General features: G+C 71.6%; 18 protein-coding genes and 2 pseudogenes. 10 read left to right on the top strand and 10 right to left on the bottom strand.

Annotated features, from left to right (window positions below):
• Positions 1 to 102 precede the first annotated feature (102 nt).
• Both ABZ260_RS24655 and ABZ260_RS24660 read right to left on the bottom strand, forming a co-directional pair.
• Positions 103 to 750 (bottom strand): annotated as a pseudogene (locus ABZ260_RS24655) (response regulator transcription factor); the annotation flags it as partial.
• On the bottom strand, positions 747 to 1,892 hold the full coding sequence (locus ABZ260_RS24660) for a sensor histidine kinase (RefSeq protein WP_355621912.1): 1,146 nt from the start codon (positions 1,890 to 1,892) through the stop codon (positions 747 to 749). The gene ABZ260_RS24660 and the pseudogene ABZ260_RS24655, both read right to left, overlap by 4 nt.
• A 168-nt stretch (positions 1,893 to 2,060) precedes the next feature.
• Here ABZ260_RS24660 and ABZ260_RS24665 point away from each other — a divergent pair, with 168 nt between their 5' ends.
• Together ABZ260_RS24665 and ABZ260_RS24670 are read left to right on the top strand one after the other, a co-directional pair.
• Entirely contained in the window at positions 2,061 to 2,966 is a 906-nt protein-coding gene (locus ABZ260_RS24665; RefSeq protein WP_355621915.1) for an ATP-binding cassette domain-containing protein, read from the top strand.
• Between the two features lie 35 nt (positions 2,967 to 3,001).
• Positions 3,002 to 3,799 (top strand): ABC transporter permease, encoded by a 798-nt coding sequence (locus ABZ260_RS24670; protein WP_355621918.1) that lies wholly within the window; start codon positions 3,002 to 3,004, stop codon positions 3,797 to 3,799.
• Positions 3,800 to 3,883: 84 nt separating this feature from the next.
• Here ABZ260_RS24670 and ABZ260_RS24675 read toward each other — a convergent pair whose 3' ends face one another.
• Entirely contained in the window at positions 3,884 to 4,357 is a 474-nt protein-coding gene (locus ABZ260_RS24675; protein WP_355621921.1) for a low molecular weight protein-tyrosine-phosphatase, read from the bottom strand.
• Between the two features lie 255 nt (positions 4,358 to 4,612).
• Here ABZ260_RS24675 and ABZ260_RS24680 point away from each other — a divergent pair, with 255 nt between their 5' ends.
• Together ABZ260_RS24680 and cbiE are read left to right on the top strand one after the other, a co-directional pair.
• Complete coding sequence (locus tag ABZ260_RS24680; RefSeq protein ID WP_355561912.1) at positions 4,613 to 5,011, top strand: TIGR03618 family F420-dependent PPOX class oxidoreductase; 399 nt, start codon at positions 4,613 to 4,615, stop codon at positions 5,009 to 5,011.
• Positions 5,012 to 5,166: 155 nt separating this feature from the next.
• On the top strand, positions 5,167 to 6,396 hold the full coding sequence (gene cbiE, locus ABZ260_RS24685) for a precorrin-6y C5,15-methyltransferase (decarboxylating) subunit CbiE (protein WP_355621924.1): 1,230 nt from the start codon (positions 5,167 to 5,169) through the stop codon (positions 6,394 to 6,396).
• A gap of 81 nt (positions 6,397 to 6,477) precedes the next feature.
• Here cbiE and ABZ260_RS24690 read toward each other — a convergent pair whose 3' ends face one another.
• The 3 genes from ABZ260_RS24690 to ABZ260_RS24700 form a co-directional block, all read right to left on the bottom strand.
• A complete protein-coding gene (locus tag ABZ260_RS24690; RefSeq protein WP_355621927.1) occupies positions 6,478 to 8,316 on the bottom strand; it encodes a glycoside hydrolase family 15 protein in 1,839 nt (612 codons plus the stop codon).
• A gap of 146 nt (positions 8,317 to 8,462) precedes the next feature.
• Complete coding sequence (locus tag ABZ260_RS24695; protein ID WP_355621930.1) at positions 8,463 to 9,401, bottom strand: siderophore-interacting protein; 939 nt, start codon at positions 9,399 to 9,401, stop codon at positions 8,463 to 8,465.
• A 96-nt stretch (positions 9,402 to 9,497) separates the two neighbouring features.
• The gene (locus tag ABZ260_RS24700; protein ID WP_355621933.1) at positions 9,498 to 10,436 is read right to left on the bottom strand and encodes a CHAP domain-containing protein; all 939 of its coding nucleotides are present in this window, start codon (positions 10,434 to 10,436) and stop codon (positions 9,498 to 9,500) included.
• A gap of 383 nt (positions 10,437 to 10,819) precedes the next feature.
• On the opposite strand from ABZ260_RS24700, the gene ABZ260_RS24705 reads away from it, so the two are divergent.
• Positions 10,820 to 11,269, top strand: a complete 450-nt coding sequence (locus ABZ260_RS24705) for a hypothetical protein (protein WP_355621936.1) — start codon at positions 10,820 to 10,822, stop codon at positions 11,267 to 11,269.
• Positions 11,270 to 11,274: 5 nt separating this feature from the next.
• On the opposite strand, the gene speB is transcribed toward ABZ260_RS24705, so the two are convergent.
• The gene (gene speB / locus ABZ260_RS24710) at positions 11,275 to 12,300 is read right to left on the bottom strand and encodes an agmatinase (RefSeq protein ID WP_355561929.1); all 1,026 of its coding nucleotides are present in this window, start codon (positions 12,298 to 12,300) and stop codon (positions 11,275 to 11,277) included.
• Positions 12,301 to 12,663: 363 nt separating this feature from the next.
• The gene (locus tag ABZ260_RS24715) at positions 12,664 to 12,831 is read right to left on the bottom strand and encodes a DUF3073 domain-containing protein (RefSeq protein WP_084195352.1); all 168 of its coding nucleotides are present in this window, start codon (positions 12,829 to 12,831) and stop codon (positions 12,664 to 12,666) included.
• A gap of 292 nt (positions 12,832 to 13,123) precedes the next feature.
• Here ABZ260_RS24715 and ABZ260_RS24720 point away from each other — a divergent pair, with 292 nt between their 5' ends.
• Genes ABZ260_RS24720 through ABZ260_RS24735 form a run of 4 tightly spaced genes read left to right on the top strand, consistent with a single transcriptional unit; the run spans position 13,124 to position 15,625 of the window.
• A complete protein-coding gene (locus ABZ260_RS24720; protein WP_355621939.1) occupies positions 13,124 to 13,318 on the top strand; it encodes a hypothetical protein in 195 nt (64 codons plus the stop codon).
• Positions 13,319 to 13,320: 2 nt separating this feature from the next.
• Positions 13,321 to 13,656, top strand: a complete 336-nt coding sequence (locus ABZ260_RS24725) for a metalloregulator ArsR/SmtB family transcription factor (protein WP_355621942.1) — start codon at positions 13,321 to 13,323, stop codon at positions 13,654 to 13,656.
• Positions 13,653 to 15,416 (top strand): SulP family inorganic anion transporter, encoded by a 1,764-nt coding sequence (locus tag ABZ260_RS24730; RefSeq protein WP_355621945.1) that lies wholly within the window; start codon positions 13,653 to 13,655, stop codon positions 15,414 to 15,416. The genes ABZ260_RS24725 and ABZ260_RS24730 overlap by 4 nt, the downstream gene beginning before the upstream one ends.
• Complete coding sequence (locus tag ABZ260_RS24735) at positions 15,413 to 15,625, top strand: hypothetical protein (RefSeq protein WP_355621948.1); 213 nt, start codon at positions 15,413 to 15,415, stop codon at positions 15,623 to 15,625. Before ABZ260_RS24730 ends, ABZ260_RS24735 begins: the two co-directional genes overlap by 4 nt.
• A gap of 65 nt (positions 15,626 to 15,690) precedes the next feature.
• Here ABZ260_RS24735 and ABZ260_RS24740 read toward each other — a convergent pair whose 3' ends face one another.
• Both ABZ260_RS24740 and ABZ260_RS24745 read right to left on the bottom strand, forming a co-directional pair.
• A complete protein-coding gene (locus ABZ260_RS24740; protein ID WP_355621951.1) occupies positions 15,691 to 16,878 on the bottom strand; it encodes an FAD-dependent monooxygenase in 1,188 nt (395 codons plus the stop codon).
• A gap of 85 nt (positions 16,879 to 16,963) precedes the next feature.
• Positions 16,964 to 17,821, bottom strand: coding sequence for a fumarylacetoacetate hydrolase family protein (locus ABZ260_RS24745; RefSeq protein WP_350926179.1), 858 nt, complete (start codon positions 17,819 to 17,821; stop codon positions 16,964 to 16,966).
• A 294-nt stretch (positions 17,822 to 18,115) separates the two neighbouring features.
• Between ABZ260_RS24745 and ABZ260_RS24750 the strand changes: the two are divergent.
• Positions 18,116 to 18,642: pseudogene (locus ABZ260_RS24750) on the top strand (phosphoketolase); the annotation flags it as partial.

An 18,642-nucleotide genomic window follows, 5' to 3' on the forward strand; every position in this document is an offset into this window, starting at 1 on the left:
GGCGTTTCCAGCGGACGATGGACACCTGGGCGGGATGGGGCAAGGCGGTCGAAGCGGCCGCCGAGGCCGCATCGAAGATCCCTGACGCCAAGTCGCGGCCGCGACCAGTCCCGTCTCGTAGGCGACGATGACGAGCTGGGCCCGGTCGCGCGCGCCGAGCTTGCCGAGCAGCCGGCCCACGTGCGTCTTCACGGTCGCCAGGCTCAGGGTCAGGTGCTCGGCGATCTCGGCGTTGGACAGCCCCCGGGCGATGAGCGCCAGAACGTCGCGCTCCCGTCCGGTGATCCCCTCGAGCTCGCGGGCCACCGGGCGCGCCGGTTCCGGGAGCCGGGAGAACTCGGCGATGAGCCGGCGCGTCACCGTCGGGGCGAGCAGTGCCTCGCCGGAGGCGACCACCCGGATCGCGGCCAGCAGATCGCCCGGCGGGGTGTCCTTCAGCAGGAAGCCGCTGGCCCCGGCACGTAGCGCCGCGTAGACGTACTCGTCCAGGTCGAACGTGGTGAGCATGAGCACACGCACCCCCAGGACGCCCGTGGGGCCGCAGATGCGCCGGGTCGCCTCGATGCCGTCCATCTCCGGCATCCGCACGTCCATGAGCACCACGTCCGGCGACTCGTCGCGGGCCAGCTCCACCGCCTCGGCACCCGTCCCGGCCTCGCCGACCGTCACCAGATCGGGGGCGCTGTCCACCAGCAGCCGGAAACTTCCGCGCAGCAGCGCCTGGTCGTCCACGACGAGCACCCGGATCACGGCGCCTCCCCGTACGGCATGCGCGCCGAGATCCCGAACCCGCCCTCGGGGCGGCGCCCGGCTGTGAGACTCCCGCCGTACACGGCCACCCTCTCGCGCATCCCGATCAATCCGTGCCCCGGGCCGCCGGGCAGCACCCGCTCACCGGGCCCGTCGTCGGCGACCTCGACCCTGACCTCGCCCGCCGACGCCTCGACCGAGACCCGGCACCGGGCGGGGGCGGCGTGCCTGACGACGTTGGTCAGCGCCTCCTGGACGATCCGGTACACCGACAGCTCCACTCCCTCCGGCAGGCCGGTCGCCCGGACGTCCAGTTCGACGCGGACCCCGGCCATCGCCGCCTGCCCGGCCAGCACGGAGAGGTCCGTCAGACCGGGGGAGGGGGCGAGGTCGGGCGGTGCGTCGAGATCGGAGCGGAGCACGCCCAGCAGCCGGCGCATCTCGGTCAGCGCGCCCCGGCTCGTGACCTCGATGACGCGCAGCGCGTCCGCGGCCTCCTCGGGCCGCGCCGCGGCGACGTGGTTGGCGATGCCCGCCTTGACGGCGATCAGGCTCATGCTGTGCGCCACCACGTCGTGCAGCTCACGGGCAATCCGCAGCCGTTCCTCGGTGACCGCCCGGTCGGCGAGTTGCTCGGCCGACCGCACCGCGTGCGCCCGGCGCTCGCGCACGGCACGACCGGCGATCCAGGCGCCCCCCATTAAGGCCACTCCTGTCAGCAGCACCCCGGCGATGTTCGCCGCCCGGCCGGGGGCACCCGCCACCGACAGCAGCAGGACGGCCACCGCGCTGCAGGCGCCGATCGCGAGCGTGGGCTCCCCACGCGGCCGGGGCAGGGTGAGCGCCACCATGTAGATCGCGAAGGCCGCCGCCGCGAACCTGTCGTGCGCCAGGCCGAGAAGGACGGACGCCAGCGACATCGCGAGGACGGCGCAGAAGACGGTGAGCGGCCACAGCCGCCGCACCGCGAGCGGCAGGGCGACCCCGGCCAGGACCAGGTACTCCGTCCAGGCGGGCACCGCGGGATCCGGGCCTCTGGCTGCGAACAACAGGAGCGCGACCGCGTATCCGGCCGCCGCCACGGCATCGAGGCGGACGAGCCGGTCATGGCTCCAGCGGCTCAGGAAGAGTGAGTCGTCCACGCTGGAACGGTATCCGCCGGAGCCGTGTCCTCGCCTCCACCTCAAGGACGTCATCCCCGGGGCCCACCTTCGCGCGCCGTGGCCGCCGTCGTCGGACCCGGGGCTGAGCGTGAAGTGCCCGCCGTAGGCCGACGCGGGCGCGACCCGCCCCGCGAGAGCCTCGACGACATGATCGAAATCATGAGGCTGACCAAACGCCACGGCGACAAAGCCGTGCTGGACGGGCTGTCGTTCCAGGTGAAACCGGGTCTGGTCACCGGTTTCCTCGGCCCCAACGGCGCGGGCAAGTCGACCACCATGCGCGTCCTGCTCGGCCTGGACGCCCCCACCTCGGGTCACGGGCTCGTCAACGGGCGCCGCTACGCCACGATGCGATACCCGATGCGCGAGGTCGGCGCGCTGCTCGACGCGAACGCGGTGCACGACGGCCGCAGCGCGCTCGATCACCTGCGCTGCCTGGCGCGTGGCAACCGGATAGGGCTCTCCAGGGTGACGGACGTCCTGGAGCAGGTCGGCCTGGCCGGAGTCGCCCGCAGGCGGGTCGGTGGCTTCTCCCTCGGCATGCGTCAGCGGCTGGGGATCGCGGCGGCGCTGCTCGGCGACCCGGGGGTGCTGATGTTCGACGAGCCGGTCAACGGGCTCGATCCGGAGGGCGTGCGGTGGATCCGCCATCTGATGCGCTCGCTGGCCGCAGAGGGACGCACCGTGCTGCTCTCCAGCCACCTGATGAGCGAGATGGAGCTCACCGCCGATCGCCTCGTGATCATCGGCCGCGGCAGGCTGGTCACCGAGACCACGGTCGGAGAACTGGCCGCCCGCCATGACCGGGGCGTGCTGGTGCGCTCCCCCCGGGCCGCCGAGCTCACCGGAGTACTGGAGGCCGCCGGGGCGACGGTCGAGACGGAGCCGGGCGGGGGAGTGGTCGTCAGGGGACTGGACGTCGCGGCGATCGGTGACCTGGCCGCGGGGAGCGGCCTCGCCGTGCACGAGGTCACCCCGCGCAGTGCCTCCCTGGAGGAGGCCTACATGGAGCTGACCGCTGACAGCGTCGAGCACCGGGCAGGCGGGCGATGACCGGTCTGTCGCGGCGCGAGGGACCGGGTGGCCTGATGGCTGTCGACGTGCCGGCCGCGGAGTGGCTGAAGCTCCGCACGGTCCGCTCCACCTGGTACGTCCTGGCGGTCGTCGCGGTCTTCGTCGTGCTCGCGGCCGTGTTCACCCTGTACGTGGGCAGCCTCTGGGACGGGTTGCCGCCCGAAGGGCGGCTCACCCTGCGCGCGGCGCGTCCTGAGCAGATCATCCTGATGCCGGTGCAGATCTGCATGGCCGTGCTCGGCGTTCTCTCGTTCACCTCCGAGTACGCCACCGGCATGGCCCGCACCAGCTTCACGGTGCTGCCGCAGCGGGGAGCCGTGCTGGCGTCCAGAGCCGTGGTCGTGGCCGCCGTCGCGTTCACGGTGGGGCAGGCGAGCGGTTTCATCACCTTCTTCGTCAGTCGGTTGATCATCGGTGACCGCCCGATCCCGGACTTCGCCGCACCACTGTCGCAGGAGTTTCCGAAGATCCTCGCCGGGGGGCTGTCGGTGGTGGTGCTCGCCATGATCGGGCTCGGCGTGGGCGCGGTCCTGCGCTCCACCGCGGGGGCGATCACCGCCGTCGTCGTGTACCTGTACGTGTTTCCGAGGTTCGCGCTCCTGCTGCCCGATCCGTGGAACGCCAGGATCGGCTCGGTGCTGCTGGAGGACCTGACCGCCCAGGCCACGGGTGAGCCGCCGGTGGCGGTCGGGCTGGGCGACGCGGCCGCCGGGATCGGGCTGTCGCCGCCCGCGGCGCTGGCGGTGATGTTCCTGTACGTCGTCGTCGCGCTCGCCGCGGCCGCCGTCACGCTCGCTCGCCGGGACGTGTGATCCTTCCGGCTGCCGAGCCTTTAGCTTACTTTGTAAAGGCGATGGCTTCCCGCAACAGAGTCGAACAGCGCCGCCGAGGGAGTCTCACCTAAGGGTGGTCATCAGGTGCCCGGCCAGACCCCTGCTCGCCGCTTCGACCATCTCCAGTACCTCGGCGAAACCCTCACGTTCACCGTAGTAGGGGTCGGGCACCTCGGAGCCCTCCGGGGCCGTGGGGTCGAAGGAGCGGAACAGGCGCACGTCCGCCCCTTTGGGGGCAAGGCGGCGCAGGGCGCTCAGGTTGCGGGTGTCCATGGCCAGCACCAGGTCGATCCGGCCGTACCAGTCACGCAGGAACTGCCGGGCCCGGTGCCGCGAGCCGTCGTAGCCGTGGTCGGCGAGCATCTCGGCGGCCCGCGGGTCCATCGGGTCGCCCTGATGCCAGCCGCCAGTGCCCGCGCTGTCGACCGTGACGCGATCTCCAAGGCCGTGCTCGTCGAGGGTCTTTCTCAGCACGACCTCGGCCATCGGCGACCGGCAGATATTTCCCATGCACACCACGCATATGCGATAACTCATGCCTACCAGGATGCCGTCTGCCGAAGGTGCGGCGACCGGGTGCGCGGGCTGTCGGGGAAGGGATCGTCGCCGAAGCGGACTCCGCGCCGGATCCGCCCGCGAAGCCTCGATGACCGCCGCCCTCCCGGACGGTTGCCCGCCGCCACGCGCCCGGTTCCGCGAATCGCCGGCGGTTTTCTCAGCGGAGGTGGAATCGATCACGTGCGAGCGATGTTCGACTGCCCTGTAGACATCGTCCATGAGGTGGAGGTTCCCGTGGGAAAACTGAGTGAAGACGCCAAGAACCTGCTCAAGCAGCCGATTCATGCCTGGGTGACCACCGTCAGGCCGGATGGTTCGCTGCACAGCACGGTCGTGTGGGTTGACGTCGACGGAGACGATGTCGTCTTCAACACGGCCGTGGGCCGGGCCAAGGAGCGTCACCTGCGCGAGGACCCGCGCGTGTCGGTGAGCGTCCTGGACCCCCAGAACGCCTACCACCTGGTCAGCGTCTCGGGGAAGGCCCGGCTGGAGCTGGAGGGCGCGGACGAGGTCATCGACGGCCTGGCGAACAAGTATCTCGGTGTGGAGTCCTATCCCTTCCGTAAGCCGGATGAGCAGCGCGTCACCGTGCGGATCACGCCCGATGACGTCATCTTCAACCCGGCGAGCTGAGCGGCGGCGAGTGGTCGCGGCGTGCCCGCGCCCACCCGCCGCACCGGTGCACGGCCGGCCGTCGCCGGGCCTGGCCGCGATCCGCGGCCGGACCCGGCACCGGGCTAGCATGTCGCCCGGTGGAGCGGTAGAACGGCATCGGGAAGGGGTGGGTGATGTCTGACCTCGTCACCGTCGTCGGCATCGGAGCCGATGGCTGGGCCGGGCTCTCCCCGGAGGCGCGGCGCGAGCTGCACGCCGCCGAGGTCCTGATGGGGAGCGCTCGGCAGCTGGGGCTTCTCCCCGAGCCCAGCGCCGAGCGCGTCGTCTGGCCCTCCCCGCTGCTTCCCGCCCTGCCCCGGCTGATCGCCCCCCACCGGGGCCGCCGGGTGTGCGTGCTGGCCAGCGGCGATCCCATGTTCCACGGCATCGGCGCGACCCTGGTACGGCTGCTCGGTGCCGACCGGGTCCGGATCCTGCCGCACCCGTCGTCGGTCTCCCTGGCCTGCGCCAGGCTCGGCTGGGCGGTCGACCGGGTCGAGGTGGTCAGCCTCGTGGCGCGTCCCGTCGAGGTGCTGCACCCCGCCGTCCAGGACGGCCGCCGGGTCCTGGTCCTCAGCGCCGACGGCCGCACTCCGGCCGGGATCGCCGGGTTGCTCGCCGCCCGAGGTTACGGCGCGAGCGCGATGACGGTCCTGGAAAGGCTGGGCGGCGCCGAGGAGCGGGTGATCTCCGGTACGGCCGGTCAGTGGTCCCTGCCGGTGGCCCACGCTCTCAACGTCGTCGCCGTGGAGTGCCGTGCCGATGCCGGGACCGTTCCGCTGCCCCGCCTGCCCGGCCTGCCGGACGAGGTGTTCGAGCACGACGGCCGGCTCACCGGGAGTGAGGTGCGCGCGGTCGTCCTGTCCCGGCTGGCGCCCACCCCGGGCGAGCTGCTGTGGGACATCGGCGCGGGGGCGGGCGGCATCGGTGTCGAGTGGATGCGTGCCCATCCGGAGAACCGGGCCGTCGCGGTGGAATCCCACCCCTCACGGGCGGCCGTGATCGCCCGTAACGCCGCGGCGCTGGGAGTTCCCGGTCTCGACGTGGTGACCGGTGCCGCCCCCGCCGCGCTCGCCGGGCTGAAGGCGCCGGGAGCCGTCTTCATCGGCGGTGGGGTGACCGTTCCCGGGGTGGTGGAGGGCTGCTGGGAGGCGCTGCGACCGGGCGGCAGGCTGGTGGCCGGCGCGGTGACCGTCGAGTCGGAGGCGGTTCTGGCCTCCTGGCAGGGGGAACTCGGTGGAGACCTGGTCCGGCTGGCGGTCAGCAGGACCGCCCCGGCCGGTGGCTTCACCGGCTGGCGGCCCATGGCGCCCGTCACGATCTGGACCGTGGTCAAGCCGCCGGTTCGGGAGAGCGCCCGCTGAGCGGCCCGGTCGGCACGGGTGTTCCCGGCGGTCCGGGTCTCGGCGCCCGCCCGGGTTCTCCCGCCCGCCGTGGCCGGGGGATCAGCCCAGGGCGTGGTCGAGGTTGAACGCGGCGCTGATCAGCGAGAGGTGGGTGAAGGCCTGCGGGAAGTTGCCGAGCTGCTCGCCGGTCTGCCCGATCTCCTCGGCGTACAGGCCGAGGTGGTTGGCGTAGGTGAGCATCTTCTCGAACGCCAGCCGCGCCTCGTCCAGGCGCCCGGCGCGGGTGAGCGACTCGACGTACCAGAACGAGCAGATCGAGAACGTGCCGTCCTGCCCGTGTAGCCCGTCCGGGCTGACCGAGGGGTCGTAGCGGTAGACCAGCGAGTCCGACACCAGGTTCGCGCCGAGCGCGTCGAGGGTGGACAGCCACTTGGGGTCGGTGGGGGAGATGAACTTGGTCAGCGGCATCATCAGCACCGAGGCGTCGAGGACGTCGTCGTCGAAGTGCTGGACGAACGCCCGCAGCCGTTCCGACCAGCCGCGCCGCATGATCTGCCGGTAGATCGCGTCGCGGGCCAGCTGCCAGCGCTGCGTGTCGGCGGGCAGGCCGCGGTGGGCGGCCATTCGCATGGCCCGTTCGATCGCCACCCAGCACATCAGCCGCGAGTAGACGAAGTTCTTGCGCCCGCCGCGGGTCTCCCACACGCCCTCGTCCGGCCGGTCCCAGTTGTCGCAGACCCAGTTGACCAGGAGGTGGACCTCCTCCCACAGGTCACTGGAGATCGGCCGGTGCCACTTGTCGTAGAGGTAGACCGAGTCGAGGAGAGCGCCGTAGATGTCCAGCTGGAGCTGGTCCACGGCGGCGTTTCCGACGCGCACCGGGGCCGACCCCTGGTAGCCCTCCAGGTGGGGCAGCTCGATCTCGGGCAGTTCGGTGCGCCCGTCGATGCCGTACATGATCTGCAACGGCCCGGAGGGACCGCCGCAGTCGTGGCTGACGTGCTTGGACAGGAAGTTCATGAACGCCTCGGCCTCCTCGCCGAAGCCCAGCCTGAGCAGCGCGTACACGCAGAACGCCGAGTCGCGGATCCAGACGTACCGGTAGTCCCAGTTGCGCTCCCCGCCGATCCGCTCGGGCAGGCTGGTCGTCGCGGCGGCCACGATCCCGCCGGTGGGCGCGTAGGTGAGGAGCTTCAGTGTGAGCGCGGAGCGGTGCACCATCTCCCGCCACCGGCCGCGGTAGCGCGACGCCGACAGCCAGCGGCGCCAGAACGCGACGGTGGCGGTGAACTGCTCCTCGGCCTCCTCGATCGGGCACGGGCGCGGGGCGAGGTCGTCGCTGAGCCTGTCGAGGGCGAACACCGCCCACTCGCCCTCGTTGAGCTTGAACTCCGAGCGTACGTCCTGACCGTCCGCCTCCAGGGTCGCGCTGGAGGCGAGGGTCAGGCGGAGCGACGGTGACTCGAAGATCGCCCGGCCGTCCCGCATGCTCAGGATGTGGGACTGCCTGCCGTAGTCGAACCTGGGAGCCACCCGTGCCCGGAACGGCAGTGATCCCCGTACGCATCTCACCCGCCGGATCAGCCGGTGCCGGTCGCACTCGCCGCAGTCGTCGACGACCGGCATGAAGTCCTGGATCTCGCCCACCCCGTCGGTCGCGGAGAACCGGGTGATCAGCACGTTGGTGTCCGGGAAGTAGAACTGCCTGGTTCTCGCGGGCACATCGGTGCCCAGCTCGAACGAGCCGCCCCGGGCGGTGTCCAGTATCGAGCCGAACACGCTCGGCGCGTCGAAGCGCGGGCAGCAGTACCAGTCGATCGTGCCGCGGGTGTCCACCAGCGCCACGGTGCGCAGGTCACCGATCAACCCGTGATCGGCGATGGGCGGGTATCCGGGGGCTCCCGCCGGGTCTTGAGGGCCGGGCCGTGCTGCTGTCATGTCGGCCCTCCCAGGTCGCGAGCCGGGTACCCTACGCCCTCAAGCTACGCGGCCCGGACACCTGCCCGGCTCCGCCTCGGGGCAAGGAGTCGGCAGCTTTTCGGGTACGGAACGGCAAAGGCCCCGCCGGGCCTCTGCCGCCGGGTTCAGGCGCTCTCCGCGCGTCCCAGCCGCCAGTAGCCCATGAAGGCCACCGAGGAGCGGTCGATTCCCGCCTCTCGTACCAGGTGGCGGCGGAGCAGCTTGACCATCCCCGCCTCGCCCGCCAGCCAGGCGTACAGGCCGTCGGTCGTGGAGGAGCCGGGGACCTCCCAAAGGATCTCCGTGTCGACGTCGACGTCCTCCAGCGGGGCGGCGGCATCGGGGGCGGTGCCCGCCGGTACGGCGAGCGCGCTCAGGGCGTCGCGGACGGCGGGAATGAGCAGGTCGCCGTGGCGGGCACCCTCGCGGGGCAGCCAGGTGACCCGCACACCCGGGCGGACATCGAGGGCGAGCGCGTCGGCGGCCCCGGGGACCTCCAGCAACACCGTGGCGGGCACGGAACCGGAGAGCGACTCGGCGATCGTGGTGATGGCGGGTACGGCCGTCTCGTCCCCGGCCAGCAGCAGGTGCGTCGCCCCGGCGGGCGGCGCCCACTCCTGGCCGCCGGTGGGGCCGGGGTGGGCGGCGTTGGGGCCGACCACCACGACCCGGTCTCCGGGGGTCACATGGGTCGCCCACCGGGACGCGGGGCCGGTCTCACCGTGCAGGACGAAGTCGACGTCGAGCTCGCGCAGCTCAGGCCGGACGGCGCGGGCGGTGTAGGTGCGGATCGGGTTGCGCAGCTCCTGCGGGAGCGCACGCCACCGCTGGTACCAGTCGTCCCCGTCGCCCAGGGGGGTGAGGCTGCCGTCCGGCAGCGGGAGGATCACCTTGATCCGCTGGTCGAAGCCCTTGTCGGCGAAGCCCGCCAGGTCCTCGCCGCCGAAGGTGACCCGGACGAAGCTCGGGCTGAGCCGTGCCGTCCGCAGAACCTCCACGTGGTGGCCCCGGTAGACCGGAACCCCCGCTGTCCGCTCCAGGGTCTGCTCGCCGCCCGCTGTCATCACGCCGCCTTTACTGGGGAAGTGCCGTCTCCAGTAACTTAGCTTTGCCTAACCTTATTAATCAACCCGTGAGTGCGCGCTCACCGGCCCGGGAGGTCACGCGGCCCGGCGCGCCTCCGCCTCGGGGGCCGGGGTCTCGGGGGCGGAGATCTCGGGGGCAAGGCCGCTGACGGGCCGCGGGTGATCCGCGCGGTACGGCTCGTGCGCCCAGCCCGGTCTGCGCACCCGGAGCGTCTCCGGACTGCCGGCCCTGTCCTGTTCGGGCGCCCCGGCCAGGGAGAGCGAGGCCCCGGCCGGGGGCGCCCCGCCGGTCCGCCGGTCCGCCCGCCGCCGAGGCTCCTGCCGCCCGTTCCTCCTGCGGTGCCGTCCCGCCGAGACGCGGGGACGCAGCCGGGACAGGACGAACGACGTGCCGAGGACGAAGGTCAGCAGCCCCGCGACCACGGCGGTCTCCATGGAGACGGGGAGCGTACCCGAGGTGTCGGTCAGGGCGGTGGAGGCCGGGGCGAGTGCCGGGCGGACCTCGATCTGGCCGATCTGCTGCGGGGCGGTGTCGTTCTTTCCGGCCAGGTTCTCCTTGACCTTGCGCGGCAGGCCGTAGCCCACGACCTTGCTCTGGTCGCGCGTCTTGCGCTTCAGCCAGACCCGGTCGACGTTCCCCTCAATGGTGTGGATCGTTCCACCCTCGACGCTCTCGACGACACCGACGTGGTCGATCCCCTTGATGTCCTTGCCGCCCGACCAGTCGAAGAAGACCAGGGCACCCGGCTCAGGTGTCCGCGACCAGGCGCCGTTCGTCTCGAACCAGCGGGCCTGCGACGGGGTCCAGGCGAACTGCCCGACGTACTGCTGTACGCCCGCCCGTTCCGCGGCCCAGGCGATGAACATCGCGCACCACGGGGCCGTCTCGTACTGCGGGTCCTGGACCACGTTGGCCGCGTACCACTCACCGAACTTGCTGTGCTGGCCGGGTCCCTCCCGGTACCCGATCTCGGGCCTGATGATTCTGAGCAGATCGTCACCGATCGGATCCATGGCCGTGAGCCACCCCGTCCACTCTCCTCCGCCCTTCCGCGAAGGGGGCGCCGTCCGATAGAGCTGGACTGTATTCGCAGAAAAACCGAGAAGTGAGGCTATTAGCGGAAAAAGGAGGCTTGCGGGGCTGTCGAATACCGGATTCGACAAAAGGGGTGAAACCCTGCCGTACACCCTTTAGCATCGTCCGGCGGCCGGGAGCGGACACCACGAGCTAGAGGCCGAGGCCACCCCCGGGGAGCAGGGGGCACACCGGGAGCCGCCCGTGCCCATCGGGTCGAATAGCATGTGATCGCACATGCGCGGCATGCGCGGATGCCGACGCCGAGACCCGATCTCCCGGTCCGGCGAAAACACCGGACGCGAAGGCGGAATGGGTTTCCATGTTCGACGACAAGACACAGGAGACCCTCCGCCGCCTCCTGGACCTCGCCGAGCACCCCTCGACCCCACAGGCCGAGCGCGCCCTGGCCGTCGCGCGGGTCCGGGCTCTCATCATGGTGCCCGAGGGCGACGCCCGCCGGGCACCGGTCACTCCGGCGATGGAGGCCGGGATCCTCAGCCGGGTCAGGCCGCTCGCCCACCGGGTCGAGGAGGACCTGGTGAACGCGGTGCACGGGGACCTCTACGCCTTCAGCACCCGCTACCGGGTGATCGGCGAACTCGCCGAGGAGATCGCCCTGCTGCTTGAGCGCTGGAGCGCCGCCGTACCGCAGAAGCGCCACCGGCACGAGGAGACCGTCAGGCTCGCGGCCTCGAAGCTCGTCTACCTGCTGGAGCGGCGCGATCTGTTCCGCAAGCCCAGGTGGGGCAACCGCCCGAGAGCCAGGTAGACCTCTCAGCGGTCCGGGCGGTCGGCGAGCAGGGGAAGCAGCGGGTTCCACGCCGTACCGTCCCGTGCGTCGCGCCGCCGCCGGGCGATGGCGCTCAACGCCTCGAGAACCACGCGGTTGGCCAGCGCGGCGGTGATGTCCGCGTGGTCGTAGGGCGGGCTGACCTCCACCACGTCGACTCCGACGACCGGCAACTCCAGGCAGATGCGCCGTACGGAGTCGAGGAGCTGGCGCGCGGTGATGCCGCCGGGCTCGGGCGTCCCGGTGCCCGGCGCGTGACCCGGGTCGCACACGTCGATGTCGACGGACAGGAAGACACCGTCGCACTCGTCGGTCGCGATGGCGAAGGCCTCGGTGAGGCACTCCGTCAGGCCGCGGTGCACGATCTCGGTCATCTCGTACGAGCGCATCGAACGCTCCGCCATCCAGTCCAGCGTCTCCGGCGGCGGCCAGTAGCCGCGCAGGCCGATCTGCAGGAACCGGTCGCCACGCAGCGCCCCCGACTCGATGAGCCTGCGCATCGGCTGCCCGTGCCCCCACAGCGAGCCGAACTCGATGTCGCCGGTGTCGGCGTGGGCATCGAAGTGGATCATCGAGATCCGGCCGTGCCCGAGGACGTTGGCCACGCCCTTGGCATCGGGGAAGGCGATCGAGTGGTCACCGCCCAGGACCACCGGGATGGCTCCGGCTCGGGCCACCTTCTCGACGGCGGCCTCCAGCGCGGACAGCGAGGCCAGAATGTCGCCGGGCGGCATCTCGACGTCACCGGCGTCCAGGACGCGCAGGTCGCGCAGCCCGTCGGTGCGCAGTGCCAGGCTGGGGCGCGCCCCGTCGTGCGGCAGGTAGTCGGTCATCCGGATCGCCTGCGGCCCGAAGCGCGCTCCCGGCCGGTGCGAGGTGCCGCCGTCGAACGGCGCCCCCACGATCACGACGTCGGCGCCCGCATAGCCGGCGGGGTCGTCCAGTGAGCATCGGTCGACGCCGAGGAAGGTGATGTCGGGCCCGAACTGGGCCCCGTAGCGGTTCGTCAAGGCCTCTCCGGCACACGCGATGGGTGGTGGCCGTGGCCCAGGGAGACTTTCCGCCTCGGCGAGGCATGACCTCGCGGGAGCCGGCGATTCTTCCCGGGGCCACGGCGTGTGAACTGGCAGATCCCGGCGTCCGGGGGGAAGGGGCAGCCGGTCACCGTCTTGATGAGGTGGGACCCGCCAGAGCTCTCCGTCGACGCGCCGTACGGGGGGTGTGACCCGCCGTGCGGCGGTATCGCACAACCGTGACGGTAAGCAGCTCTGCCCGGTCGCCTCAATGATGTTGCAGGATGTTGCGCGGGATTCGCCGTCGTACTCGGGGGCACGGGCCGTTCCCTCGATCCGCGAAACCCCGCGCAACCAGCCCTACCTGCCTGTCGGCTCGCCGACAGGGTCGTCGGCCTCGCTCTCCGGCGCGGTATCGTCACCGGCGCCCAACTCCTTACGCAACCGGTCGAGATCCATGCTGTGGCTGCTGTACTTCAGCTCGCGAGCAACCTTTGTCTGCTTCGCCTTGGCTCGGCCCCGTCCCATTGGCTGTACTCCCTCACGCAGGCCGTGCTCGGCCTCTCGTCACTGTCGCATCGCCGGCTGGCGCGCTCTGACGCCGCAGGTCAGCCCGCGGTAGCCGCACCAAGTATCCCGCTTGGCGGTCGATCCGTCATTGATCGGGCCCGACCGGCCGGGGACCTGTGGAAAACGGCTTCCGCCATCATAGCCAACGTCATTACGATTTGAAGAATTATGCAATTTGGCACATCATCAGGAAGGGTGTGCCGGTAAACCGGACGCCGGGGGATGACCTGATCCACGGGAGGTGGGGGGCGTGAGCGAGTTCGCGGCGGAGTTAAGGGCGCGCATAGCCGATGTCGACGGCGAGTTGGAGCTCATGCGCCGGGCCTCCGACGATCACGGGGTCGAGGTCCTGACCGGGCGCCTGGAGAACCTGCTGCGCATCGCCGCCCGGCACGGCGTCGATGTACGCCCCCCCGGTGGCGGGCCAGTCGCCGGGGCCGCGTGATCATGCCGGTGCCACTGCACCAGGCCAAGGCCGAGCTCTTTCGCACCCTCGGCCATCCGGTCCGTGTCCGGGTGCTGGAGCTGCTGCAGGACGGCCCCCTGCCGGTGCGGGATCTGCTGAGCGCCATCGACGTCGAGGCGTCCAACCTCTCCCAGCAGCTGGCGGTGCTGCGCCGTGCCGGGCTCGTGACCGCCACCCGGGAGGGCGCCACCGTCGTGTACGCGCTCTCCACCCCGGATGTGGCCACCCTGATGTTCGCGGCGCGATCCATCCTGACCGAGCTGCTCGCCGAGCAGGGTGAGCTGCTCGCCGAACTGCGCGCCGAGGCTCGCGGGTGAGCACGCCCGCCGCCGGGCGGCTGCGGGCCCGCCTGTCGGACCTGCTGCCCACTCGCGCCGACTGGGCACCCGCACGTCGCGATCCGCGACGGGATCTGCTGGCCGGGCTGACCGTGGCGGTCGTGGCGCTGCCCCTCGCGCTGGCCTTCGGGGTCAGCTCGGGGATGGGGGCCCAGGCAGGTCTGGTCACCGCGATCGTCGCCGGGACGCTCGCGGCGGTTTTCGGCGGGAGCAACCTGCAGGTCTCCGGGCCGACCGGCGCGATGACCGTGGTGCTGTTGCCGATCGTGCACCGGTTCGGCGCACCCGGTGTGCTGATGGTCGGACTGCTGGCCGGGGTGGTGCTGGTCGGGCTCGCGGTGGCCAGGGTCGGCCGCTACGTTCAGTTCATCCCCACCTCGGTCATCGAGGGGTTCACCGCCGGGATCGCCGTGGTGATCGCGCTGCAGCAGGTGCCCGCCGCCCTCGGGGTCTCGGGAGTGGACGGGGAGCAGGTCTGGCGGGTGGCCGCCGAGGCCGTCGCCCGTTTCGCCGCCGCTCCCGACCCGGTGCCGGTGGTGATGGCCGTGGCGGTGGCCGCCCTCATGCTGGTCGGTGCCCGCCTGCGGCCCGGCCTGCCCTTCTCGCTGATCGGTGTGGCGCTGGCGACGATGGTCACCGTCTTCGCCGGCCTTGATGTCGCCCGCATCGGAGCGCTTCCCGCCGGTCTGCCCGCCCCCTCACTGGGCTTCCTCGACACCGGCGCGATAGCCGCGCTGCTTCCCTCGGCGCTGGCCGTCGCCGCGCTGGCGGCCCTGGAAAGCCTGCTGTGCGCCTCCGTGGCCGACGGGATGAGCGTCAACGAGAGACACCACCCTGACCGCGAGCTTTTCGGCCAGGGCATCGCCAACCTGGCCGCGCCGCTGTTCGGCGGCATCCCGGCCACCGCCGCCATCGCCCGCACCGCGGTCAACGTCCGCTCGGGCGCCCGCTCCCGCCTGGCCGCGCTCACCCATGCGGTGGTGCTGGCGGTGATCGTGCTCGCCGCGTCCGGAGTCGTCGGGCACATCCCGCTGGCGGCGCTGGCCGGTGTGCTGCTGGCCACGACGGTGCGGATGGTCGAGGTCGGCTCGCTGCGTGCCATCGCGCGCGCGACACGTGGTGACGGGCTCGTCATGCTGCTCACCTTCGTCGTCACGGTCGCCGTGGACCTGGTGACCGCGGTCGCCGTCGGCGTCGGTACGGCGATCGTCCTGGCGCTGCGCGCCATCGTCAGGAACGCGCAGGTGCAGCGGGTGCCATTGGAGAGCGGTGACCACAGTGAGGAGGAGTACCGGCTTCTGCGGGAGCACATCGTCGCCTACCGGTTCGACGGGCCGCTGGTGTTCGCCGCCGCCCATCGTTTCCTGCTGGAGCTGTCGGAGGTCGCCGACACGCGCGTGGTGATCCTGCGCATGTCCCGGGTCTCCACTCTCGACGCCACCGGGGCGCGGGTGCTGGGAGAGGTGATCACCGATCTGGAACACCGCGGCATCGTCGTGCTGCTGTCCGGCATCCGGCCCGGCCACGATCAGGTTCTGGCCGCGCTCGGGGTGGCCGACCACCTGCGTCGCGACGGCCTGATCTTCCCCGACACCCCCGCCGCCATCATGCACGCCCGTGACCTGCTCACCGATGCCGCCGAGGGGCGGCCGCGGTCGATGACGTCCACCGTGACGTCCACCGTGACGTCCACCGTGACGTCCACCGAGTCCCGGGACGATGTCACGGCCGGACCGTGAAGCGGGCCATCGCCGATCCGCGGTCTCCCTGGTCGAAGAGGGCGACGCGATCGTGGTCGGCGTCGGCACCACCACCCAGGAGTTCGCCCGGCGCAAGGCAGAACGTCTACGCCATCGGCGGGAGCGAGGACGCCGCCAGCCTCAAGGTCATCGTCTACCTCATGTCAGGGCTGCCGGCCGGCCTGGGCGGGGTGCGCAAGGTGGAGTGACCACCCGCGCCGCCGGGTTCCCACCCCGAGTGGGCCGGAGCCCGGCGGCGCGAGGCCGGGCCGCCTCAGCCCGCCATGATCGTCTCGGGGTCGTGGCCGTAGAGCCAGGCGTTCTGCCGGAGCGGGTCGCCGCCGGCGAAGGCCGCGTCGCGCTCCAGCTGGGCGGGCCCGTCGGGCAGGTGGTTCTGCACCTCGCGGCCACGGCTCATCAGCTGCACCTGCGAGGCCCGGGGCCGGCGGATCTCCGCATAGCGGGCCAGCGCCTGCGTCACCGTCTCGCGGGTGGCGGCACGCAGGCAGCTCGCGAGGACCACCGCGTCCTCGACCGCCTGGGCGGCTCCCTGGCCGAGGAAGGGCAGCATCGAGTGGGCGGCGTCACCCAGCAGGGCCACCCGCCCGGATGTCCAGCGCTCCAGGGGGGTGCGGTCGTACAGGGCCCAGCGCCTGGTCTCGGTGGCTGAGGCGACCAGCTGCCTCAGCCGCGGGTCCCAGGTCTCGAACTCGCGCGCCAGGTCCTCGATCCGCCCCTCTGCGGTCCACGACTCGACACGCCACTCGCCGGCGGGCACGATCGCGACGATGTTGATCAGCTTTCTGTCCCTGATGGGGTAGTGGACGAAGTGACGGTCCGGGCCCAGCCAGAGCGTCTGCACCCGGCGTAGCGCCAGCTCCGGCGCGTGCTCGGCCTCGACCAGGCACCGGTAGGCGCACAGCCCGGAGAAACGCGGCGGCGCCTCCTCGACGACCGTGGGCCGTACCGCCGAGTGGATGCCGTCTGCGCCGATCACCCCGTCGGCGGTCACCGTCGTCTTCTCGCCCCGGCTGTCGGTGAAGACCAGCTCGACCTCGGCGCCGTCCTGGCGCAAGGTCTCCAGCCTCCGGCCGGCCCTGACCGCGTCCGAGGGCAGTGCCTGCAGCAGCATCTCGAGCAGGTCGGCCCGGTGCGCGACGTAGCAGTCGGCGCCGTACAGCCGGCGGCACTCCTCGCCCATCGGCTGGGAGAACAGCACCCGGCCATCCTGCCAGCGCCGGAACTCCCAGGCGGCCTCCAACGGCACGGCGAAGGACGCCAGCCGCTCGCCGAGCCCGGCCCGCGCCAGGGGGCGGACCATGTTGGGGCCCACCACGATCCCGGCGCCGACCTCACGCAGCTCGGCGGTCTGCTCGTACACGACTGCCTCGACACCCGCCTGCCGCAGCAGCAGGGCGGCGGCCAGCCCGCCGAGGCCTCCGCCGATGATGGCGATTCTCACTCAGGGGTTCCTCTCCTCGAACGGCCTCTCATCCCGGCGCGCCGCGATATGGAAGCGCACCGGCCAAGACGCCTGCGACGTCGTTTCAGCTCTCCGGCCAGGCCACGATCGGGTTGCGCACCGAGCCCAGCCGGTCGATCTCCACCTCGACCACGTCACCGGGCCGCAGGAACCACGCGGGGGTGCGTGCGTGCCCCACCCCCGAGGGCGTGCCGGTCGCCACCAGGTCTCCGGGCAGCAGCGTCATCGTCCGGCTCAGGTGCGCCAGCACCTGCCCGACCGGGAAGATCATGTCCTTGGTGTCGCCGTCCTGGACGACCTCGCCATTGACCCGGGTCACCAGCCGGAGGCCGCCGGCCGGGTCGCCCACCTCGTCGGCGGTCACGACAGGCCCGATCGGCCCGCTGTGGTCGGAGTTCTTGCCGAGCGTCCACTGCGCGGTCAGCCGCTGTGCCCGCCGGGCGCTCAGGTCGTTGAAGACCGCGTAGCCGAACACCCCGGCGAGCGCGGTCTCCGGGTCCACGCACCGCATGGCCGTACCGACCACCGCGACCAGTTCGACCTCCCAGTCCAGGCCCGCCTCGTCCGGCGGCACCGGCACGGGCGTCCCGTCGACCGCGAGCGACGTCGTCCACCGTCCGAAGATCGTCGGTGTCTCCGGGGTGGAGAAACCGCCCTCTGCGGCGTGTTCTCGATAGTTCAACCCGACGCACAGCACCCGTGCGGAACCGGTCACCGCCGGAGCCAGGCTCAGTTCGCCCAATGCCAGCTCACCTGCCGGCTCACCCGCCGGCTCACCGGTGGTGAGCTCGCGCGCCCTGGCGGTCCAGCCGGGCAGGTCCTCGTAGAACTCGCTCACCTCGGCCAGCGGCACCACCTGGTCGGTGCCGGTCAGCACTCCCACCCGGACCTGACGACCATCCCGAAACCCGACAAATCTCATCGCTCACTCCCGACGTTCCCGGCGAGGGGAACCACCGCATCCTCGAACACCGCCACGGTGCCATCGGCTCACCCGGAGATCTTCGTACATTCCACCTCAATACGGTAATGGGACAGGAGACACAGATGATCACGGTGGTGTGGAGATCCCGGCTCCGGCCCGGTGCGGGGGCGTCCAGGGGGAACCCGGGTGGGGCCGCCCGCCACGGGCGCCTTCCGGCTCGTGCCCGGCACGCGGGATGAACGCGTTCGCCCCGTCGAGGTTGGAACGCCTCCGTGGAGGAACTGTCGATGTATGGACGCACTCGCGCACGTCGACGCCTACTGGCGCGCGGCCAACTACCTGTCGGTCGGTCAGATCTACCTGCTGGCCAACCCCCTGCTGACCGAGCCGTTGCGACCCGAGCACATCAAGCCCAGGCTGCTGGGGCACTGGGGGACCACGCCGGGGCTGAACTTCTGCTTCGCCCACCTCAACCGGATCATCACCGAACGCGACCAGGACATGATCTACGTCGTCGGTCCTGGCCACGGCGGTCCCGCGGCGGTGGCGCATGCCTGGCTGGAGGGCTCTTATACCGAGAAATATCCGGATGTGGGACAGGACGCTCGGGGGATGCAGCGGCTCTTCCGGCAGTTCTCCTTTCCCGGCGGCATACCCAGCCACGTCGCGCCCGAGACCCCGGGGTCGATCCACGAGGGCGGTGAGCTGGGCTATGCCCTGGCTCATGCCTACGGAGCCGCGTTCGACAACCCGGACCTGGTGGTGGCCTGCGTCATCGGTGACGGCGAGGCCGAGACCGGGCCGCTGGCGGGCAGCTG

Origin of the sequence: Streptosporangium sp. NPDC006013, assembly GCF_040614275.1 — a bacterium.
Classification (GTDB): Bacteria; Actinomycetota; Actinomycetes; order Streptosporangiales; family Streptosporangiaceae; genus Streptosporangium.

Bases quoted from the DNA above. Each gene is read 5' to 3' on its own strand.
- ABZ260_RS24665 (WP_355621915.1), top strand. From the start codon at position 2,061: ATGATCGAAATCATGAGGCTGACCAAACGCCACGGCGACAAAGCCGTG.
- ABZ260_RS24670 (WP_355621918.1), top strand. From the start codon at position 3,002: ATGGCTGTCGACGTGCCGGCCGCGGAGTGGCTGAAGCTCCGCACGGTC.
- ABZ260_RS24675 (WP_355621921.1), bottom strand. From the start codon at position 4,357: ATGAGTTATCGCATATGCGTGGTGTGCATGGGAAATATCTGCCGGTCG.
- cbiE (WP_355621924.1), top strand. From the start codon at position 5,167: ATGTCTGACCTCGTCACCGTCGTCGGCATCGGAGCCGATGGCTGGGCC.
- ABZ260_RS24690 (WP_355621927.1), bottom strand. From the start codon at position 8,316: ATGACAGCAGCACGGCCCGGCCCTCAAGACCCGGCGGGAGCCCCCGGA.
- ABZ260_RS24695 (WP_355621930.1), bottom strand. From the start codon at position 9,401: ATGACAGCGGGCGGCGAGCAGACCCTGGAGCGGACAGCGGGGGTTCCG.
- ABZ260_RS24700 (WP_355621933.1), bottom strand. From the start codon at position 10,436: ATGGATCCGATCGGTGACGATCTGCTCAGAATCATCAGGCCCGAGATC.
- ABZ260_RS24705 (WP_355621936.1), top strand. From the start codon at position 10,820: ATGTTCGACGACAAGACACAGGAGACCCTCCGCCGCCTCCTGGACCTC.
- ABZ260_RS24715 (WP_084195352.1), bottom strand. From the start codon at position 12,831: ATGGGACGGGGCCGAGCCAAGGCGAAGCAGACAAAGGTTGCTCGCGAG.
- ABZ260_RS24725 (WP_355621942.1), top strand. From the start codon at position 13,321: ATGCCGGTGCCACTGCACCAGGCCAAGGCCGAGCTCTTTCGCACCCTC.
- ABZ260_RS24745 (WP_350926179.1), bottom strand. From the start codon at position 17,821: ATGAGATTTGTCGGGTTTCGGGATGGTCGTCAGGTCCGGGTGGGAGTG.